Source organism: Vibrio injensis (assembly GCF_001895205.1).
Lineage (GTDB): Bacteria > Pseudomonadota > Gammaproteobacteria > Enterobacterales > Vibrionaceae > Vibrio > Vibrio injensis.
On the sequence record NZ_BDJF01000027.1, the window covers coordinates 640,555 to 661,869 of the forward strand.

Annotated in this window: 7 protein-coding genes; 4 read left to right on the forward strand and 3 right to left on the reverse strand. The window is 47.2% G+C overall.

Annotation, left to right across the window (positions count from 1 at the left end; translation table 11 throughout):
• The first annotated feature begins 16 nt into the window (after positions 1-16).
• The 4 genes from rtxA (at position 17) to BSR11_RS14875 (ending at position 16,837) form a co-directional block, all read left to right on the forward strand.
• Complete coding sequence (rtxA, locus tag BSR11_RS14860) at positions 17-14,686, forward strand: MARTX multifunctional-autoprocessing repeats-in-toxin holotoxin RtxA (RefSeq protein ID WP_072671108.1); 14,670 nt, start codon at positions 17-19, stop codon at positions 14,684-14,686.
• A 70-nt stretch (positions 14,687-14,756) separates the two neighbouring features.
• Positions 14,757-14,933, forward strand: a complete 177-nt coding sequence (locus BSR11_RS14865) for a 4Fe-4S cluster-binding domain-containing protein (protein ID WP_083545018.1) — start codon at positions 14,757-14,759, stop codon at positions 14,931-14,933.
• 75 nt (positions 14,934-15,008) lie between these two features.
• The gene (locus BSR11_RS14870) at positions 15,009-16,193 is read left to right on the forward strand and encodes an amino acid aminotransferase (protein ID WP_072671109.1); all 1,185 of its coding nucleotides are present in this window, start codon (positions 15,009-15,011) and stop codon (positions 16,191-16,193) included.
• Positions 16,194-16,216: 23 nt separating this feature from the next.
• Positions 16,217-16,837, forward strand: a complete 621-nt coding sequence (locus BSR11_RS14875) for an ATP-dependent zinc protease family protein (RefSeq protein ID WP_072671110.1) — start codon at positions 16,217-16,219, stop codon at positions 16,835-16,837.
• A 109-nt stretch (positions 16,838-16,946) separates the two neighbouring features.
• On the opposite strand, the gene fruA is transcribed toward BSR11_RS14875, so the two are convergent.
• From fruA to fruB, 3 genes are all read right to left on the reverse strand, one after another.
• Positions 16,947-18,686, reverse strand: coding sequence for a PTS fructose transporter subunit IIBC (fruA, locus tag BSR11_RS14880; RefSeq protein ID WP_072671111.1), 1,740 nt, complete (start codon positions 18,684-18,686; stop codon positions 16,947-16,949).
• Between the two features lie 78 nt (positions 18,687-18,764).
• Entirely contained in the window at positions 18,765-19,691 is a 927-nt protein-coding gene (pfkB, locus tag BSR11_RS14885) for a 1-phosphofructokinase (RefSeq protein ID WP_072671112.1), read from the reverse strand.
• Positions 19,692-19,701: 10 nt separating this feature from the next.
• Entirely contained in the window at positions 19,702-20,850 is a 1,149-nt protein-coding gene (fruB, locus tag BSR11_RS14890; RefSeq protein WP_072671113.1) for a fused PTS fructose transporter subunit IIA/HPr protein, read from the reverse strand.
• Positions 20,851-21,315: the final 465 nt, after the last annotated feature.

The window sequence follows — 21,315 nt, forward strand, 5'->3', positions numbered from 1 at the left end:
AAGAAGAGTTTGGCTTATGGGAAAACCATTTTGGAGAAGTGTCGAATACTTCTTCACAGGAAACTATTCCGCCGACGATGGAAACAACAACATTGTAGCCATTGGTTTTGGGGGACAAATTCATGCCTACGGTGGTGACGACCATATTACTGTGGGATCGATTGGCGCTACCGTATATACGGGGAGTGGCAACGATACCGTTGTAGGGGGCTCTGCATACCTAAAAGTAAATGACACAACAGGCCACCTTACGGTAAAAGGCGCGGCCGGATATGCCGATATTCATAAAAATGGCGATGGCAATGTGTCGTTTGCTGGTGCCGCTGGCGGTGTCTCGATTGATCACTTAGGTAATCATGGCGATGTAAGCTATGGTGGAGTAGCAGCCTATAATGGTCTTAGTCGCAAAGGGGTGAGTGGCAACGTCACCTTTAAAGGTGCGGGTGGTTACAACAGTCTTTGGCACGAAACTAATCAGGGTAATTTATCATTTATCGGTGCTGGAGCTAGTAACAAGTTAGATCGAACGGCATTTAATCGTTACCAAGGCTCTCGTGGTGATGTGACCTTTGATGGTGCCGGTGCCGCGAACAGCATTAGTTCACGTGTTGAGACTGGTAACATCACGTTCCGTGGCGCAGGTGCTGATAACCATTTAGTCCGTAAAGGCAAAGTGGGCGATATAACCCTGCAAGGTGCTGGAGCTTCAAACCGCATTGAACGGACACATCAGGCCGAAGATGTCTACACACAAACCCGCGGCAATATTCGTTTTGAAGGTGTGGGTGGTTACAACAGCCTTTATTCTGATGTGGCCCATGGTGACATTCATTTCTCGGGTGGCGGTGCGTACAACACCATTATTCGTAAAGGTAGCGGTAGTGATTTTGATGCCCAAGGTATGGAATATGCCAAAGCAGATGAGATTGTACTCACTACGGCTCAGATGCACGGTTTATCGATCGCTAACGGCAACAAACTCCATGCTGTCACTGCCATAAAATCACAGCGAGAGCCAAATACTTATCTGTTCGCTATTGTTGATGATACCTACACCAAAATCAACAAAGTCCGTCTTTATAACGATGCTGAAACGGGCAAGCTGAACTATTACTCAGAAGCGTGGTTCAAAAGCGGCAATCATCTGGAAAGCCTAGCCAACGCTGATGTTTCCTCTTCAGGTGGCTTTGAACCTAATCCACTCAAAGGTGGCTACACTCTTTCTCATATTTCCATTGAACAGCAACAATCCGTCACCGTTCATGCGGTTGAAAAAAGCCTGACTGAATATGAGTGGGTGACTTACGCCAATGGTGCGGTGATTGATGCGAAAGAGGTGTCATTGTCGGATGCCAAAATGGGCGGTCATGCGATTTATGCAGATGGCACTAAGGTGGATGTCAAAGCGGTAAAATCCAACCGCCAACCCAACACTTACATTTATGCCAAAGTACTTGGGCCTTACACAAAAATTGTGGTGGTGGAGCTGGCAAATGATGCTGAAACCGGGGCACTGAAATATCAAGCTCGCTCTTGGTATAAAGAAGGTGATCACACGGCCAATATAGCCAACCAAGATATTTCATCTGCAACTGGGTATAACCCAATGGGCAAAGGTGGCTACTCGCTTAGTGACTTGCACTACAGCGTAAACGCCGTTAGAAGTACCAGCGAAACCGTAGCGGATATCGAAGAATACACAGATCAAACGTTGTTTAAACCCGCTAACGATAGCGGTGAAAGCTCGGGTGATGTTCGTTTCAACGGTGCCGGTGGCGGTAACGTCATCAAATCAAACGTGACGCGTGGTAATGTGCATTTCAACGGTGGCGGTATTGCCAACGTGATCCTGCATAGCTCCCAATTTGGTAATACCGAATTTAACGGTGGTGGTGCTGAGAACGTCGTTGTCAAAAGTGGCGAAGAAGGGGATCTCACCTTCCGCGGCGCAGGTTTGGCGAACGTCTTGGTACACCAAAGCCAACAAGGCAAGATGGATGTGTACGCGGGCGGTGCGGTAAACGTGTTGGTTCGCCTTGGCGATGGGCAATATCTCGCACATTTACTGGCTTACGGTAATATTTCAGTTCACAAAGGCAGTGGTGATAGTCGCGTTGTGATGCTCGGTGGCTACAACACCCATACCCAAGTCGGTTCTGGTAACGGATTATGGTTGGCGGCGGGCGGTTTCAACGTGATGACGCAAGTTGGCAAAGGTGATGTTGCTGCGGTACTTGCTGGCGGCGCAAACGTACTGACCAAAATGGGTGAGGGCGAACTCACTACGGGTATGCTGGGTGGTGCGAACGTAATAACCCATATCAGCAATGATGATCAATTATCGAATACCACGGCAGTGGCACTTGGCGGTGCAAATATTCTCACCAAAAAAGGCAAAGGGAATACCCTTGCTGTGATGGGCGGTGGCGCAAACGTGCTTACCCATGTTGGTGATGGCACCACAACGGGTGTTATGGTCGGTGGCGCGAACATCCTAACGAAAATCGGGAATGGCGACACGACTGGCATTATGCTTGGCGTTGGCAACGTGCTGACGCATGTGGGTGATGGCCAAACCCTGGGTGTAATGGGCGCGGCGGGTAACATCTTCACCAAAGTGGGTGATGGAACCTCTATTGCGGTCATGATTGGCGCGGGCAACATCTTTACCCATGTGGGTGAAGGCAATGCTTGGGCGCTGATGGGCGGCTTGGGTAACGTCTTTACTAAGGTGGGCAACGGTGATGCTCTCGCGTTAATGGTGGCAGAAGCCAACGTCTTCACTCACATTGGCGATGGTATGTCGGTGGCACTGATGTTAGCCAAAGGTAACGTTGCGACAAAAGTGGGCAATGGAACCACACTGGCAGCGATGGTGGGGAACGCCAACATCTTTACCCATATTGGTCATGGCAGCACGTTTGCGGCGATGATCGGCCAAGCCAACATCATGACCAAAGTGGGCAATGATCTCACGGCGGCGCTGATGGTCGGCAAAGCGAATATCATGACCCATGTTGGCGATGGTACCAGCCTAGGGCTGTTTGCTGGCGAAGTGAACGTGATGACTAAGGTTGGTAACGGCACCACGCTAGCGGCGATGTTCGGTAAAGCCAACATCATGACCCATGTCGGCGATGGCTTAACTGGTGTACTCGCACTGGGTGAAGCCAACATCGTTACCAAAGTGGGTGATGATTTCATGGGTGTGGTGGCCGCGGCTAAAGCCAACGTCGTGACTCATGTCGGTGATGCAACAACCGCGGCTGTGTTGGCTGGCAAAGGCAATATCCTCACCAAAGTGGGTGAAGGTACAACCGTTGGTTTATTGATCTCCGATGTTGGCAATGTGATGACCCACGTTGGTGACGGCACCACCATTGGTATTGCCAAAGGTAAGGCTAACTTCATTACCAAAGTCGGTGATGGTTTGGGTGTTAATGTCGCTTGGGGTCAAGCCAACGTGTTAACTCAAGTCGGTGATGGAGATCGTTACAACTTCGCCAAAGGCGAAGCCAACCTCATCACCAAAGTGGGTGATGGCCAAGAAGTCTCCGTTGTGCAAGGCGAAGCCAACATCATTACTCATGTCGGTAATGGCGACGACTACACCGGAGCTTGGGGTAAAGCGAACGTCATTACCAAAGTCGGTCATGGCCAAAACGTGGTGCTAGCCAAAGGTGAAGAGAATATTGTTACTCAAGTGGGTAATGGCGACAGCTTCAACGCTCTATGGAGTAAAGGCAACATAGTTACCAAAGTGGGTGATGGTATGCAGGTGACGTCGGCAAAAGGCCAAGCCAATATCACCACCACGGTGGGTAACGGTTTAAGTGTCACTGCTGCCTACGGCGATACTAATATCAACACCAAAGTCGGTGATGGGGCGTCAGTGAATGTCGCTTGGGGTAAATACAATCTCAATACTCAAGTCGGTGATGGCCTGAATGTCGCTGTGATGAAGGGCAAAGCTAACGCCAATATTCACGTTGGGGACGGCCTCAACATCAATGCTTCCTACGCTCAAAACAACGTTGCCATCAAAGTCGGTAACGGCGATTTCTACAGTTTGGCGGTGGCATCAAGCAATACCAGCAGCAGCAAGCTCTCTGCCTTGTTTGATAACATCAAACAAACCGTACTGGGTGTCGGTGGCAGCCAAGCCATCAACTACTTAGTTCAAGGCGATGAAGCCTCCTCATCAGGTACGCATAAAGGTCGTGGTGCGATTGCAACGCCTGAAATCACCAAGCTAGATGGTTTCCACATGGACGCCATTAAGGAAGTCGGTTCTGACCTCGGTGATAGTCTCACGGGCAGCGTGACTAAGGTAGATACTCCTGATCTCAACAAGATGCAACATGCACTCAATGTTGATGATTCTTCCGCGCAAGCTCCAAATCTGATTGTGAACGGTGATTTTGAGCTGGGCGAACATGGCTGGCAATCTACCCATGGGGTTGAAGCCTCTTATGCAGGCAGTGTATATGGCGTAGAGGGTGAAGGTCACGGCGCACGTGTGACCGAGCTCGATACTTATACCAACACCAGTCTCTATCAAGATCTGACTGATCTAGCGCAAGGTGAAGTCATTGCGGTGAGCTTTGATTTTGCAAAACGCGCGGGCCTCTCTAATAACGAAGGCATCGAAGTTCTTTGGAACGGTGAAGTGGTGTTCTCATCGTCGGGTGATGAGTCTGCTTGGCAGCAAAAAACCTTAAAACTGACCGCGCAGGCCGGCAGTAATCGTATCGAATTTAAAGGCACAGGCCACAATGATGGGCTGGGCTACATCTTAGATAATGTGGTGGCGACATCAGAGTCATCGCAACAAGCTAATTCAATCCGTGAGCACGTAACACAAAACCAAGCGACACAGAATGCTCTGTCCGATAAAGAGCGTGCAGAAGCGGATCGCCAACGTTTAGAACAAGAAAAGCAGAAACAGCTTGATGCTGTCGCAGGTTCACAAAGTCAGTTGGAAGCGACCGACCAACAAGCCTTAGAAAATAACGGTCAAGCTCAACGTGATGCGGTGCAAGAAGAATCGGAAACCGTGACCGCCGAGTTGACAAAACTGGCGCAAGGTCTTGATGTGCTTGATGGCCAAACCTCGCATACGGGACAATCTGGTGAGCAATGGCGCAACGAATTTGCCAGCGGTCTGCTGGCTGGCGTTCAAACTCGGCTCGACGATGCTAAGCTGCTCGCCAATGCCAAGATTGCTGAGGCGAAGCAGACGCACGCGGACAATAAAAATAAAGTCAAAGATGCGGTTGCGAAGTCAGAAGTTGCTGTGGTGAAAGCTGAACAGAACCTATCGGAAGTAGATCAAGACATTGCTCATGCTGAAGAAAATGCTGAAAAACGTAAAGCTGATGCTTTAGCAAAAGGCAACGACGCAAAACAAGCCGAATTCGATGCACACAATGCGGTAAATCACGCTCAATCACGCGGTGATCGTGATGTGCAAATGGCAGAAAACAAAGCCAACCAAGCGCAAGCAGACGCTCAAGGTGCTAAACAAAACGAAGGTCATCGTCCTGATCGTCAAGGTGTAAATGGCAGTGGTCTTTCGGGTGAGGCATATCAGGTTGAAGGCGCAGGTGAAACCGCAAGCCATGTTAACGCAGACGCACAGGCTAATGCCGATGGCTTCTTTAGCGAAGGTTTGACTGAACAAGAGCAAGAAGCGCTAGAGGGGGCAACCAATGCGGTTAACCGTCTACAAATTAACGCAGGTATTCGAGCGAAAAACAGCGTTAGCCGGGTTACTGCTATGTTCTCTGCAACAAATAGCGAGAGCATCGTTATTCCTACCACTGTCTCCCCGGAGCTAAATCGCCAAGAGGTGACTCGCAGAGACGTCCGTATCTCAGGAGTGAACCTCGAGAGTCTAAGCGCTGTACAGGGAAGTCAACCAACGGGTCAACTGGCTTCGAAAAGTGTTCCCGGATTTAAAAGTCATTTCGCATCGACATCCATTGGTATAGAAAATGAGCTATCCGGTCTGGTTGTAGTTTTGCCGAAAAACTCGGCGCAGACATTTGGGTATGTGCATGATTCACAAGGTAACCCATTGTTCATGCTAACCAAAGACATGAATCAAGGTGGTTATAGCAATCCTGTTGGTATCAGTGATATTCAAGGGGTGAACAACTGGCAGACGCATACGATTGAACTGGTTACCTATCCTAGTGAAATCAGTGATACGGCAGCGGTTGAAAGTCGTAAAGAGGCAATGCTATGGCTTGCGAAAGAGTTTACCTCTCATATCAATCAGTCTAACCACCAAAGCTTGCCTCACTTAGTGAGTGATGACGGACGCTTCACACTGGTTATATCGAACTCTAAGCATCTTATCGCCGCGGGTAACGGGACTTCTATTGATGCACAAGGCAAGACCATAGGGATGACCCCTAGTGGTCAACAAGCCACAGTAGCGATCAGTGCGAAAGAATTTGGTACAAGCTCGTCATCGGAAGTTAGATTACTTGAATCTGCGCCTTGGTATCAGGCAGGGCTAAGAGAAGAGTTTTTAGCAAACTCGAAAAACGCTAAGTTGGATGATCCTGCTACAGCGCAAAATGTGTATGCCTATCTCACATCTGTCTATTCAAAAACAGCAGATTTGGCCAAAGAGTATGGGATCTACATCAATGATTGGGATCCTGCCACTGAAGGTTTTTCTCCGAATGCTCAAGGGTTAACAGATCCGAAAGTCAAAAATGCTTGGAGCATATTGCCAAGAACTAAACCCGTTAGAATGCTGGAACTTCTCAGTGCGGAAGACTCACGCTATGTAAGGCAACAGATTGCGGAAAAGCTGAAAGGCTCCTATTCAGAAAGCCTTGCTAAGAACGTATTTGAATACTTCCAATATGGTGGAGAAGTCGCTGGACATGGAATTAATAATGCGACGACAGGAAGTGTGCAACAGCCTGAACCAGCGATCTTATTTGAGTTTCGCAGTGTACCGAGTGCATTAAGTGACTTTGTACCCAAAACAGAGTCAACCGTGAAAGTAGATGTTAAGGCACTCGATCATTTTAACTCGGCAAGCCGTAAAGCCATCATCACTGAAGTAAATGCTTTGGTTAGCGGTAGTGAGGATTTCGACGCTTGGTATCAGGAGTATCGAGCAAGCAAAGGACAGCCGCCAGTCAAAAATCCTAAGTCCAGTGCATCCGCCAATCACAAAGCTGAATGGTTGATGACGCAGCATGCTGAACAATGGGCGAAAATTACCGCTCCTTATACTGATAACCATGAGACGCTCACATCTACCAAGCTTGCTTCTAACGATAAAGAAGAATTACACGCTTTAGGTGAAACGTCCAATCTAGAACATAACAAGCAGCAAGAAAACGTCGTTTCCATAATTAACACCACGTTAAATGACATGCTGCCATTCTATTCACTGCGTACTGAACGAAACCTACTGATACAAGAAGGAGATGAAGGTTTTGAAGTACGTGTTTGGCCAGGAACCGATGGCAAGAGTAAAACCATCATTCTTGAGAACCCTGAAGACGCGGCTCAGCACAAAGTCATCGAACGCTTCATTCTGGCCAACTTCGATAACTTCGAACAAATGCCTGACGAGCTCTTCTTGGTGGATAACAAGGTGATTTCACACCATGAAGGTCGTACACATGTGTTGGCGCAAAAAGTCGATGGCACTTGGCACTACAACACTAAAGTGGAGCTGATGTCAGTCACTGAGCTGCTGGATGCGGCGAATGTAACAGGCAAGATCCGCGGTGAAAGCTATCAGCAAGTGATTAACGCATTAGCCGAATATCACTCTAGCGTCACTGAATTCTCTGATTACGAGCAGGAATCAATAGAAAAACTGCTCAACCTACGTAAAAAAATTGAAGGCTATGTACTCGGACACCCGGATTCGGGGCGTATTGCAGCAATGAACTCACTGTTAAATCAGGTGAATACTCGTTTAGATGAAGTTTCGGTGCTGTCAGATGCTGAGCAAAATATCCAAGCGAAAGACAGTTTCAGCCGACTATATGACCAGCTAGAAGCCGCCAATTTGAAAGAGAGTAAGCACCTTTATCTGGATCAACAGGGTGACTTTGTTACCAAAGGTAAAGGCAATCCTGCCAATATCGATCTGCTAGGTAGCAGCGAAGCTGCGCTTGAAAAAGTGAAGTCGACAGTAAGTCACGAGTACGGACAAACCGTTGCAGATACAATCTTTGCTGGATTATCAGCCAAAGATCTTGCCAAAGACGGTAAGGGTATTGATATCACTGGCCTTAAAAAAGTGCATTTAGCGATTGAGCAACACTTATCACCCGTCAGCGCAACACTATTTCTTTGGAAACCGAGTGATCATAGTGCCCTTGGACATGCCGCGCTGCAAATTGGTCAGGGCCGTAATCAAATCAATACAGATCAAGCACTAGCATATAACCAGAGTAATTATGTTAGCTGGTGGCCAATGGGGAGTAAGTCATCGAGTTTAAATCATCTATTTGATGTGTCATCAGAAGCGATGCCAGACCTTAAATTGCGCTGGAAAGATTTTAGCCAACCCGCCGCGCAGGGGGAATCTTTAGCGTTTGATATGCAGTCGGAAGAAAATGATGATTTCGGATTAAAAAGCGCTGAAGATAAATTGAAGGATTTTATCAAGCAGTTGGCTTCAGCCTCTGGTGTTGATGAGAAATTTAAAGATATTTCTGAAACGTTTACCATGATGGCATTAATGAACCCTGATATTTTGGAATCGGCCAATATTCCTGAGCATATTTCTAAACCGTTTGTTGACCAATGGAATGACACTAGCTACGACATGCAAGATGTCGCGCAGCGCTTTGCGAAAGAGCTGCAAGAACAAGCGAAAGTTGCGGTTAACTCGGAACAAATGGAACAGCAGATATCCGAAGTTGTGCTGCGATTTGCACAGGATGAACTGGATAAAATTCAAACCTTTAAAGAGATGCAGGCTGACCAAGGCCGAGTATTTCGCATTAACCTAGAAGGTCTTGATGTAGCGGCAATGCAAGCCGAATGGCATCGCCTCAGTAACGACCCAGATGCACGTTATCAGTTGCTCACTAAAAACTGCTCTAGCACAGTGGCGAAAGTGTTAAAAGTGGGGGGAGCCGATAAACTGATTGGCCATAATTGGCAACCTAAGTTTGGTGTTTGGACACCGACAGAGTTGTTTAACTTCGGTCAGGCACTACAAGAAGCTCAGCTTGAAATTACCGCCAAGAAGCAAAACCACCAAGTGACAGATGTTCTTGATGTCTTATCAGGTAATGACAAGCAGAAAGAAAACGTCGCGATTGAAAATGATGGTACACCACCGCGCGATAAAGAATCTCTGAGCCCATTGACTCGATTCCTCAATAATGAGTTATACGGTGAGAAAGACGCGCGTCGTAAGATTGGCGAAATCACACAAACTCTACTTGACCATGCGGTAGAAAACGGTGAATCACAGAAAGTCACTCTGCAAGGGGAAGCTGGCCGTCTAACGGGGTATTACCATCAGGGGGCAGCATCAAGCGAAGGCGAAACGAGCACGACAAGCGACAAAGTCGTATTGTTCTTACATGGTTCTGGTTCTTCAGCCGAAGAGCAAGCGAGTGCGATTCGTAGCCACTATCAGAAACAAGGCATCGACATGCTCGCAGTCAACCTGCGTGGCTATGGTGAAAGTGACGGCGGGCCAACTGAAAAAGGCTTGTACCAAGACGCTCGCACTATGTTCAACTACCTAGTAAACGACAAGGGTATTGACCCAAGCAAGATCATCATTCATGGCTACTCAATGGGTGGGCCGATTGCTGCCGATCTCGCGCGTTTTGCGGCGCAAAATGGCCAATCAGTTTCAGGCTTGTTGCTCGATCGTCCTATGCCAAGTATGACTAAAGCGATCACCGCACATGAAGTGGTAAATCCTGCTGGTATTGTAGGTGCAATCTCTAAGGCAGTGAATGGTCAGTTCTCTGTAGAGAAGAATCTTGAAGGTTTGCCAAAAGAGACGCCGATTCTGTTGCTAACGGACAGTGAAGGTTTAGGTAAAGAAGGCGAGAAGCTACGATCTAAACTTACGATTGCTGGCTACAACGTCACGGGTGAACAAACCTTCTATGGACACGAAGCAAGCAATCGCTTGATGGGTCAGTACGCAGATCAAATTGTCTCCGGTCTGTTCAATGCAGAGCAAGCGGCGGAAAAAGCAGGTGAAGTGCTGAAAGGGCTAGAGAAAGATTTTAAACGCTATGGTGACGCGCTAAAACTAGATACTAGCGTACCGGGTAAATCGAAAGACATTCGTACGACCAAAGATTTCCTAAATGGCTATAAAAACGATCATGCTAAGGCGATCGTTGATGGCTTCCGCTCAGATATGAACATCAAGCAACTGGTGGATCTGTTTGTTAAAGGCAACTTGGGTGCAGAGCAAAAAGGTGCGCTAGCTTGGGAAATTGAAAGTCGTGCACTGAAAGTGACGTTCCAGAACAAGTCTGAGAAGTACAACCGACTGTTCCGTGAGGTTGCCTCTGCTGGGGTGGTGGATACGAAAGCGACCGAACAACTTGCGCCACAGTTAATGCTGTTGAACTTATCGAATGATGGTTTTGGTGGACGTTGTGATCCACTTTCTAAACTCGTTTTGGTTGCTAAACAGCTCGAAAATGATGGTCAAGTCGGCGTTGCAAGACAACTACTGGAGAAGATGTATTCTGCGGCAGCGGTGCTGAGCAATCCAACCCTTTACTCAGACAGTGAAAAAGCTAATGCAAGCAAGTTGCTCAGTAGCTTAGCGGCCATTCATGCAAAGAACCCAATGCATGATACGTCGATGAAAGTGTGGCAGGAAAAGCTGGAAGGTAAGCAAGCGCTGACCGTAAACGGTGTGATTGAGAAGATCACTGATGTATCGGTTAACGGTAAACCTATATTGTTGGAACTTGATGCTCCTGGGCATGCGATGGCGGCTTGGGCAAAAGGCTCAGATGAAGATCGTGTCTACGGCTTCTATGATCCAAATGCTGGCATTGTTGAGTTCTCGTCAGCAGAGAAGTTTGGCACCTACTTAACACGTTTCTTCGGCACATCTGATCTAAAGATGGCTCAAAGCTATAAGTTGGGTAAAAACGACACAGGTGAAGCGATCTTCAACCGTGTGGTGGTAATGGATGGCAACACGTTAGCAAGCTACAAGCCGACCTTTGGTGACAAGACCACCATGCAGGGGATCCTCGATTTACCTGTGTTTGACACAACACCGATTAAAAAGCCAGGTATTCCAGATGTAGATAGCAATGCAAAAGTTGTAGATGACACGAAAGAAGCATTGGCTTATGGAAAGACACTTCATAATCAAGATGTCAATGGCTGGGATCCTATAGCGGTTACACCAACGACAGAAGGCGGTAAAACCCGCTTTGATGGTCAAGTGATCGTGCAAATGGAAAACGACCCGGTAGTAGCAAAAGCGGCAGCCAGCTTAGCAGGTAAACATGCTGAAAACAGTGTGATTGTTCAGCTAGATGCTGATGGCAACTATCGTGTGGTGTATGGCGAACCGTCAAAACTGGATGGAAAGCTACGTTGGCAGTTGGTGGGGCATGGTCGCGATCACTCAGAGCACAATAACACGTACTTAAGTGGTTACAGTGCCGATGAGCTGGCCGTGAAACTAGCGAAGTTTCAGCAGACGTTTAATCAAGCGGAAAATATCAGCAGCAAGCCAGACCATATCAGTATTGTCGGTTGTTCCTTAGTGAGTAATGACAAGCAGAAGGGCTTTGGTCATCAGTTCATCAACGCGATGGATGCCAATGGTCTTCGTGTCGATGTCTCTGTACGTAGCACTGACATAGCGGTAGATGCTGAGGGGCGTAAATATACCAAGGACGCGAATGGCGATTGGGTTCAAAAGGCAGAAAACAACAAAGTTTCGCTAAGCTGGGACGCGCAAGGTGAAGTTGTTACCAAGGATCAACGTATCCGCAATGGCATTGCGGAAGGCGACATCGATTTATCTCGCATTGGTGTCAGCGATGTCGATGAACCTGCTCGTGGCGCGATCGGTGACAATAATGACGTGTTTGATGCGCCAGAAAAACGCAAACCAGAAACGGAAGTGATTGCCAATTCTAGCAACAGTAATCAACTCGGCTACTCAGGTAACATTCAAGTTAACGTGGGCGAAGGGGAGTTTACGGCGGTGAACTGGGGGACATCGAATGTGGGCATTAAAGTCGGTACTGGTGGCTTTAAATCGCTGGCCTTTGGTGACAATAACGTTATGGTTCATATCGGTGACGGTGAAAGCAAACACAGTGTTGATATCGGTGGCTATCAAGCACTGGAAGGTGCGCAAATGTTCCTCGGTAACCGTAATGTGAGCTTCAATATGGGACGAAGCAATGATCTGCTGGTGATGATGGAAAAATCCATCCCGACTCCGTCACTGGTCAATCCATTCGACGGTGCTGCGCGTATTTCTGGTGTACTACAAAACATTGCAACTTCAGGGCAAGGAGAGGGTTGGCTTGCCGCTCAAGAGCAGCAATGGACTCTCTCTGGTGCGAAAAAGTTCGTCAAAGATATGTCTGGTTTGGATCAAAGCAGCAGTGTGGATTACAGCACATTAGTTGAATTGGATTCACAAAATGAACGTGATAGCCGAGGCTTGAAGCACGATGCAGAAGCGACACTGAATAAACAATACAATCAGTGGCTAAGCGGTAACGGTAATAGTGGCACGAGTCAGCTCAGCCGCGCTGACAAGCTTCGTCAAGCCAATGAAAAGCTGGCGTTTAACTTTGCCGTAGGTGGACAAGGGGCGGATATTCAAGTCACGACGGGTAACTGGAACTTTACTTTCGGCGATAATATTCAGTCGATTTTGGATACTAACCTAGGTTCACTGTTTGGTCTGATGACACAGCAATTCACGGCAACAGGGCAGGCTAAAGCCACCTTCACTTATACGCCACAGGATCTGCCGCGTCAGCTCAAGAATAAGCTACTTGGTAAACTAGCTGGTGTAGGCGCAGAAACCACGTTGGCCGATATTTTCGGTGTCGATTACACCGCATCTGGTCAAATTGTTTCGCGTAATGGTCAAGCCGTCGATGGTGTTGCGATCCTCAAAGAGATGTTGGAAGTCATTGGTGAATTCAGTGGTGACCAGCTGCAAGCCTTTATCGACCCGGCTAAGTTGCTAGATAGCCTGAAAGCGGGTATCGACATGGGAGCGGATGGCATTAAGTCTTTTGCTGAAACTCATGGTTTGAAAGAGAAAGCGCCAGAAGAGGAAAAGGACAACTCTTCGGTTTCTGTCAATGGTGCGAGCGCGAACAGTACGCAAGGTGTGGCTGATGGCAACATCGAAACAACAGAAACACAAGATCGTGCCTTTGGCTTTAACTCGCTTAACCTGCCTAACTTGTTTGCGACTATCTTCAGTCAAGATAAGCAGCAGGAAATGAAGTCACTGGTCGAAAATCTTAAACAGAATCTCACTGCCGATTTGCTGAACATGAAGGAGAAAACGTTTGATTTCCTTCGTAATAGTGGTCATCTCCAAGGAGATGGTGATATCAACATCTCTCTAGGAAACTACAACTTCAACTGGGGTGGTGATGGTAAAGATCTCGGTGCGTATCTCGGAGATAACAACAATTTCTGGGGTGGCCGAGGGGATGATGAGTTCTACGCAACTGGCACATCAAACATCTTCACTGGCGGTGAAGGAAATGACATGGGCGTTCTGATGGGACGTGAAAATATGATGTTTGGGGGCGAGGGTAACGATACAGCGGTAGTTGCTGGACGAATTAACCATGTGTTCCTTGGTGCGGGTGATGATCAATCATTCGTCTTCGGTGAAGGTAGTGAAATTGACACAGGAACCGGTCGTGACTACGTGGTTACCTCTGGCAACTTCAACCGAGTCGATACTGGTGACGATCAAGATTACACCGTCACGATTGGTAACAACAACCAAGTGGAACTCGGAGCGGGTGATGACTTTGCCAATGTCTTTGGTAACTATAACCGCATTAATGCTGGTACTGGTAACGATGTGGTTAAACTGATGGGTTACCACGCTGTACTCAATGGTGGTGACGGTGATGATCATCTGATTGCTGCTGCCATCTCTAAGTTCAGCCATTTTGACGGCGGAGAAGGTCGTGATCTGATGGTACTTGGCGGGTACCAAAATACCTTCAAAGGTGGCACAGATGTCGATAGCTTTGTCGTAAGTGGTGATGTCATCGATAACCTTGTGGAAGACATTCGCAGCGAAGACAATATTGTCTTCAATGGCATCGATTGGCAGAAACTGTGGTTCGAACGCAGCGGATATGACCTGAAATTATCGATTTTGCGCGATCCGTCAAACGACAGCGACCAAGCCAAGTTTGAGCATATTGGTTCAGTGACGTTTAGCGATTACTTCAATGGCAATCGTGCTCAAGTGGTGATCGCTATGGGTGATAAAGACGCAGCCGGTGAACGGAATTATACCGCATTATCGGATAACGCTATCGATGCCTTAGTCCAAGCCATGAGTGGTTTTGCGCCTCAAGTGGGAGACAATGGATTTATCGATAGCCTAGACAGCAAGTCTCGAGTCGTTGTCACCACAGCGTGGGCAGATGTCGTTCACCAAAAAGGCTTAATCGCATAAACAAGTATCAACTCAAAACTTAAGCTACAACAAATAAAATAGCTTAAATGCCCGCAAACCCCACCTTAGTGTGGGGTTTATTTTGGGTACAGCGTGCTATCGTTTATCAGAATTGAACGCTCAACAGCGCCAAGTGCTCGATCATATTGATGTATTAATTGATGGTAAATTTGATCAAGACAAAGCGGATCCAAGTTTACCGTGGCGGGGTAGCCATAATCAGCTGATACATAGTTGTAAAGTGTAAAAATTACTTTCGGTTTTATGGTTTCTGGTGTTTACTTGAAAGTCATTACTTGAATTTCAAAGGGTTGTGACTTTCATGCTAGACCATTTATCTGAACCAGTATTAGATCCTATTCTTTCTCTCTCCGTCGCTTTTCGCCAAGATCCCCGTCCTGAAAAGGTCGACTTAGGCATTGGCGTCTATAAAAACAGTCAAGGCCATACGCCGATCATGCAGGCGGTACAACTGGCCCAGCAAAAGGTGATCCAAACGCAAACCACTAAATCCTACGTTGGGCTTGCCGGTTGTGAAGAGTTTAACCACAGTATTACCCAATTAGTCTTAGGTCATGAACATTCCTTATCTGACCGTTTAACTACCATTCAAACTCCTGGAGCCAGTGGCGCATTACGAATGTTGGGGGACTTGATGCGTGTTGCTCAGCCCGATACGACGGTATGGTTAACCAATCCCAGCTATATTAACCATAAACCAGTCATGGAAGCGGCAGGATTAAAAGTAAAATACTATGCTTATTTTAGTCCGGAAACCAAAATGGTTGATCTTGCTGCCATGATGGACGATCTGGCTCAAGCTGGGCCGAAGGATGTGGTGTTACTGCATGGCTGTTGCCATAACCCGACAGGAGCGGATATTGATTTTTCCGTCTGGCAGATGATAACAGAGTTATCACTTAAACAAGGTTTTACTCCATTTGTGGATATTGCTTATCAAGGTTTTGGTGAGTCACTTGAAAGCGATGCTCAAGGTGTGCGTTATATGGCACAACGGGTAGAAGAAATGCTAATCACTACTTCGTGCTCGAAAAACTTTGGCTTGTATCGTGAACGGACAGGAGCGGCAATCGTATTAGGTAAAAACGCTCAGCAGGTCGCTAATGCTCGAGGCAAAATGCTGACCCTAGCACGCGCTACTTATACTATGCCGCCTGATCACGGAGCAGCTTTAGTAAAAACCGTGTTACAAAATGAAAAGTTGACCAACATTTGGCAGCAAGAATTGACTGAAATGCAGCAGCGATTGTTAAGCCTTCGTCAAACCTTGTGTAATGAGTTGAGAAATCAACATAATACGTCACAATTCGACTTTATCCAAAGCCACAAAGGGATGTTTACTATGCTCGGTTTTAGTCCAGAACAGATGGGTCGTTTACGTGATCAGTTTGCGATTTATGCGGTGGCAGATGGCCGAATTAATATTGCAGGTCTAACGGAGAAAGACATCCCTTATGTAGCAGAGGCCATCGTTAGCGTGTCATAAAAGTAGTTGAATGAGGTAAATGAATGAAACAACCATGGAAAATCCTTCTAACGTTGCTGCTCAGTGGTGGTTTAGTCGCTTGTGCGATGGTACCGCCTTCTGAGCAAACTGAAACCTCAACCCAAATTGATCAACCCGAGCCAGAAACAGAATCTGCAAAACCGGAAGTTGAAACCCCAGAGATTGTTGAGCCAGAAGTGCCGGTGGCGACCAAAACGCCCGATGGTAAACTGATTTTTGGTGAAAAAGAGTGGGTTTATGTTCCTGCTATTGAGGAGAGCTTTCGGGCTCGCATCGATACTGGAGCCACTACTTCTTCAATTAGTGCGGTAGATGTTGAAGCTTTTGAGCGCGATGGACAAGATTGGGTCAAGTTTCGTATTGAACATGATGGAATAAAAAGTGGTGAGATCAATTTACCTGTTGAACGTTGGGTACGCATTCGTCAATCGTCTGATAATAATTATCAGCGTCGTCCGGTGGTGATGATGTGGGTACAGCTTGGGGAAATGAAAGATCATACTCAATTCACTTTAGCTAATCGAACTCATCTCACCTTTCCTATACTACTAGGGCGTAGCTTTTTTCGGGATGTCGCAGTGGTCGATGTGAGCCGAGAATATGTCCAAGGTAAGCATCAATAACATCCACAGTGGTGGAAGTAATGAAACAAAAAAGTCAGCGTATTGCTGACTTTTTGCTTTTTTGAACAAGGAGCACAGAGCCTGATAGCTTGCACCATGGCTGAGAGATTTAAGCTTGAACAGCTTGTGCACTTGCCGCTGCGCGTGATTTTAAAAACGCATAGCCTACACCTGTCACGATAGTGCCGGCGGCGATTGCTACTAAATACATCAATACTGGCGTGATAGCATTAGGGATCAACAAGACAAATAGCCCACCATGCGGAGCCATGAGTTGTGCACCAAACAGCATGGATAGTGCTCCGGTTAATGCCCCGCCCACCATACACGCTGGGATAACTCGCATTGGATCTTTGGCAGCAAAAGGAATTGCCCCTTCAGAGATAAAACACAAGCCCAGTACAAATGAGGCTTTGCCTGCTTCACGTTCACTTGCTGCAAATTTATTTTTGGCTAAGAAGGTAGCAAGGCCCATTCCTAATGCGGGGACCATGCCTGCCGCCATGATCGCAGCCATGGGAGCATAGGTGTTTGAGGCAAGGAGACCAACACCAAAAGTATACGCCGCTTTGTTAACTGGGCCACCTAAGTCAAAGCACATCATTGCACCAAGAATAATGCCTAACAACACGGCATTGGTTGAACCCATGCTATTTAAAAACTCCGTCATTGCCGACATGATGCCTGAAACTGGCCCACCGACGATATAAATCATCACTAAACCGGTGACTAAGCTGGCGATGAACGGAATGATTAAAATCGGCTTAAGCGCTTCCATTGACTGAGGCAATGATACGTTGTCAGCAATCCATTTTGCGCTATAACCGGCGATGAAACCGGCGGCAATGCCACCTAAAAAGCCAGCGCCCGTTGAGCTAGCGAGCATGCCACCAATCAGACCAGGTGCCAGACCAGGACGGTCGGCAATAGAAAAGGCAATATAACCAGCCAGTACGGGGATCATCAGTGCAAAGGCGGAACCACCACCAATCGCCATTAAAGCCGCGGCAAGGGTGCCTTCTTCTTTAAAAGCTTCAATACCAAACACGAAAGAGAGGGCGATCAGTAAGCCACCAGCAACGACCACTGGGAGCATGTGTGAAACCCCAGTCATCAGGTGTTTATAGACGCCTTTTTTCTCGTCACTAGACGATGCACTACTTGATCCTGAGTGTTGGTAAGTGGTGGCTTGGATCAAGGCTTTATCCATCTCTTCAGCCGTTTTTTTCAGTGCTGGGCCAGTTTTGGTGCGATACAGCGCTTTACCATTAAAGCGCTCAAGAGGCACTTCAATATCGGCGGCAATAATCACTAAATCGGCCTCGGCAATATCTTGTGCCGTGAGTTGATTTTTGGCACCGACCGAGCCGCGAGTTTCGACTTTAATTTGGTGGCCACGACGCTTGGCTTCTTCTTCCAGCGCTTCCGCTGCCATGAAAGTATGAGCAACACCGGTTGGACACGCGGTGATAGCGACGATTTTTTTCACCGCTGATGTAGTGGATGAACTTGGCGCCGTAGTGGTAACGGCTGAGGCGTTAAGCTCGGTCGCTTGTTCAACGGCGGTGGTTAAGTATGCAGTGGGATCGCTGGTGCAGGCTGAAATCTCACTTTGGTAAACTTTTTTACCGACAAAACGTGAAGTATCAACTGGCGTATTGGCAGCGATGATCACAACATCGGCTTGAGCAATGTCGGCTTCGGTTAACGTGACTGTATTTAGTATCGAAGAGTGGCACTCGACAGCGGCATTCCAGTTCAGCGATTTCGCAGCTTGTTCTAATAAACCTGCGGCGATAATGCTATTGGCAACCCCGCTGGGGCATGCGGTAATGATGGCAATATTCATAGTGTTGACCTTTTATCGTTATGGTTAGTGCATAGACTAATCAATGGTTTATCCTAGTAACTTTGTTAAGTTGTGTGGTTATAATTGGATATCATTTTGTAGAGCGGTGACTTTTTCTATATCAGGAACGCCAACCCCCACTTGGGTGACTGCCAGAGCGGATAGCGCGGTTGCAAAGGTGATCAATGATGGTTTATCCATATTTTGCATATGCCCCCAACACAGGCCTGCCACTAAGGTATCGCCAGCACCGACTGTACTCACAACCGGCATTTTAGGTGGCTTGGCGTGCAGCCATTGACCTTGATTGAGCCACATTGTGCCTTGTGCGCCCATCGACACCACAATATTAGCGATACCTTTATCGGCCAGTTGTTGAGCGGCAGCTTGACAGGCTTCTGGGCTATGCAGTGGATAGCCCACAAACTGAGCCAGTTCTTCTTCATTGGGTTTAATTAACCATGGCTTTGCATCGACTCCGGCGATTAGGGCCTCGCGGCTACTATCAAACAACACTTTTTTACCCAGTAACCCCAACTGCTCAATCCAGCTGGCGCAGCGTTGTGGTGAAAGGCCGGATGGTAAACTGCCTGCAATAATGAAGTACTGGTGATCTTCGGCGAGCTGAAACAACCTTTGTTCGAAACGTTGAATATCTTGTTCATTAACATGAATGCCGGGGAAATTGATGTCGCTGACTTGGCCAGATTGCTCGACCAATTTGACATTAATTCGTGTCGCTCCAGGTAGACGAATAAACTGATCGTTTGCCCCTATCTCAGTGAAGAGTTGACAAAACATTTCTTGGTTATCTTGACCAAGAAATCCTGTCACCGTGACTTGAGCGCCAAGGTCGCTGAGCACTTTGGCCACATTGACCCCTTTACCTGCCGCATGTAATGAACCTTGTTGGACTAAGCTCACTGAACCAAGATGGAGCTTTTCCATACTGCCAGTGAGATCAAGTGCTGGATTCAAGGTAATGGTAACGACTTTCATATTCATCATCGGCTCCTTAATGCTCACCAAGACCGGATTTAATCGCTGCGCCAATCGATTCAAGGGCAAGAGCGGCATCTGGTCCTTCAGCGCTAAACTGGAGTTGGTGGCCGTGTTTCACTCCGAGGGCGATCACTTTCATCAAGCTTTTCGCGTTAGCTGCTTTACCATCACCATCTAAATTGACCACCTTGATGTTGGCTTGAAACTTTTTCGCTTCTGCGACGAGCATAGCTCCAGGGCGAGCATGCAAACCATGTGAATTGGTAATTTTAAAGATAGCGGTTTCAACATTGGCGTTGGTTTCTGGGTGGCTTGAAGCGACTTGGGCGTTGTCTTGAGAAAACAACGCGACCAATTGATGGGCATCCGCTTGTAATAATTGCTCTTGCTGCTGGTTGAAGACAAGCTGGGTGATGATGTTAAGAAACGAGCGATGGGCATCATTACAAGCGGCAATAGCGATCAAGGCTTTGACAGCAATGCCTTGGTACTCACAATGATTAGCGGTAGAAACAAATGACATCGCACTGCGAGTGACACTTTTATCACTACTGACTAACCATAATCCTTGGCCTAAATGCGTTGGAGATTTGGTGACCAGATCGGCGACAAAAGCACTATCAGTACAGCCAGTATTTTTCAGTAAACCACCCGCGACCGCTGTCATTTGCAGCATGTCACTGGCAGGAAAGAGTAGTTGAATCAATGCAGGATCAAAATCAGCGCTAAATTGTATTTCACCATTAAGCAGTGCGACTAAATCACTTGCTTGCTGTACTTGCTTAAGCTGATCCGCAACGCCATCGGCAGAGAGTACCTTGGTCAGTTGCTTTAATATGCCTAAATGTTCATCGGATTTGGCTGCAATACCAATCGCAACATACACAATATTACCGTCCCCCCAATCAACACCATTGGCAAAGTGATGCACGGTGACGCCAGTCTGTTTAACCAGATCGCGAGTTTCAATCGTGCCATGGGGGATGGCGATACCACTGCCTAAAAAGGTGGAGTTTTGCGCTTCGCGGTTAAGCATACCTTGAACATAGCCTGACTCGACCAGCTGTCTGTCGGTAAGGTCTGCTGCGATGGCACGAATGGCATCTTGTTTGTTTGAGGGTGTCTGCGCTAATCGAATATCTTGCGTAGAGAGTTGCAACATGTTTGGCCCCTTAGCCAGAAATGGCTTGTGCTGATAATGCGAGTTACTTTTCTGTCTATCCCCTTCCTACTTGAAGCTGCAGGGGTGTTGGCTACGTTTGTTCACCCCAGTCATAGAGTCTATCTATGCTCATGGGGATTATGAGAGCCATCCGTGGCTCTCACCAAAGGCCAGCCTACGGCTGTTCAAATTTGTTCCAGACAAATTTGTCACTCACCGTTTACCTGCAACGCCAAGTTGTTTGGGTATATAGTGGCATTATCGTGATTTATGATTAAGCTGAATCGTTTCAGCTTTAAGTTTAAAAAAATTTAGCAAACGCTATGCTTTAACTAATCAGTGGCTTTTCATTAGGTTTAGTCCAAAAAACTCGACTTGGCTACCAATTTAAACCTTTGCTGAATCCTTTCAGCTTTGATACTGAATCGATTCAGCTTATAATTCAACTCAATTAAGGATCAAAAA

Bases quoted from the DNA above. Each gene is read 5' to 3' on its own strand.
- rtxA (WP_072671108.1), top strand. From the start codon at position 17: ATGGGAAAACCATTTTGGAGAAGTGTCGAATACTTCTTCACAGGAAAC.
- BSR11_RS14870 (WP_072671109.1), top strand. From the start codon at position 15,009: ATGCTAGACCATTTATCTGAACCAGTATTAGATCCTATTCTTTCTCTC.
- BSR11_RS14875 (WP_072671110.1), top strand. From the start codon at position 16,217: ATGAAACAACCATGGAAAATCCTTCTAACGTTGCTGCTCAGTGGTGGT.
- fruA (WP_072671111.1), bottom strand. From the start codon at position 18,686: ATGAATATTGCCATCATTACCGCATGCCCCAGCGGGGTTGCCAATAGC.
- pfkB (WP_072671112.1), bottom strand. From the start codon at position 19,691: ATGAATATGAAAGTCGTTACCATTACCTTGAATCCAGCACTTGATCTC.
- fruB (WP_072671113.1), bottom strand. From the start codon at position 20,850: ATGTTGCAACTCTCTACGCAAGATATTCGATTAGCGCAGACACCCTCA.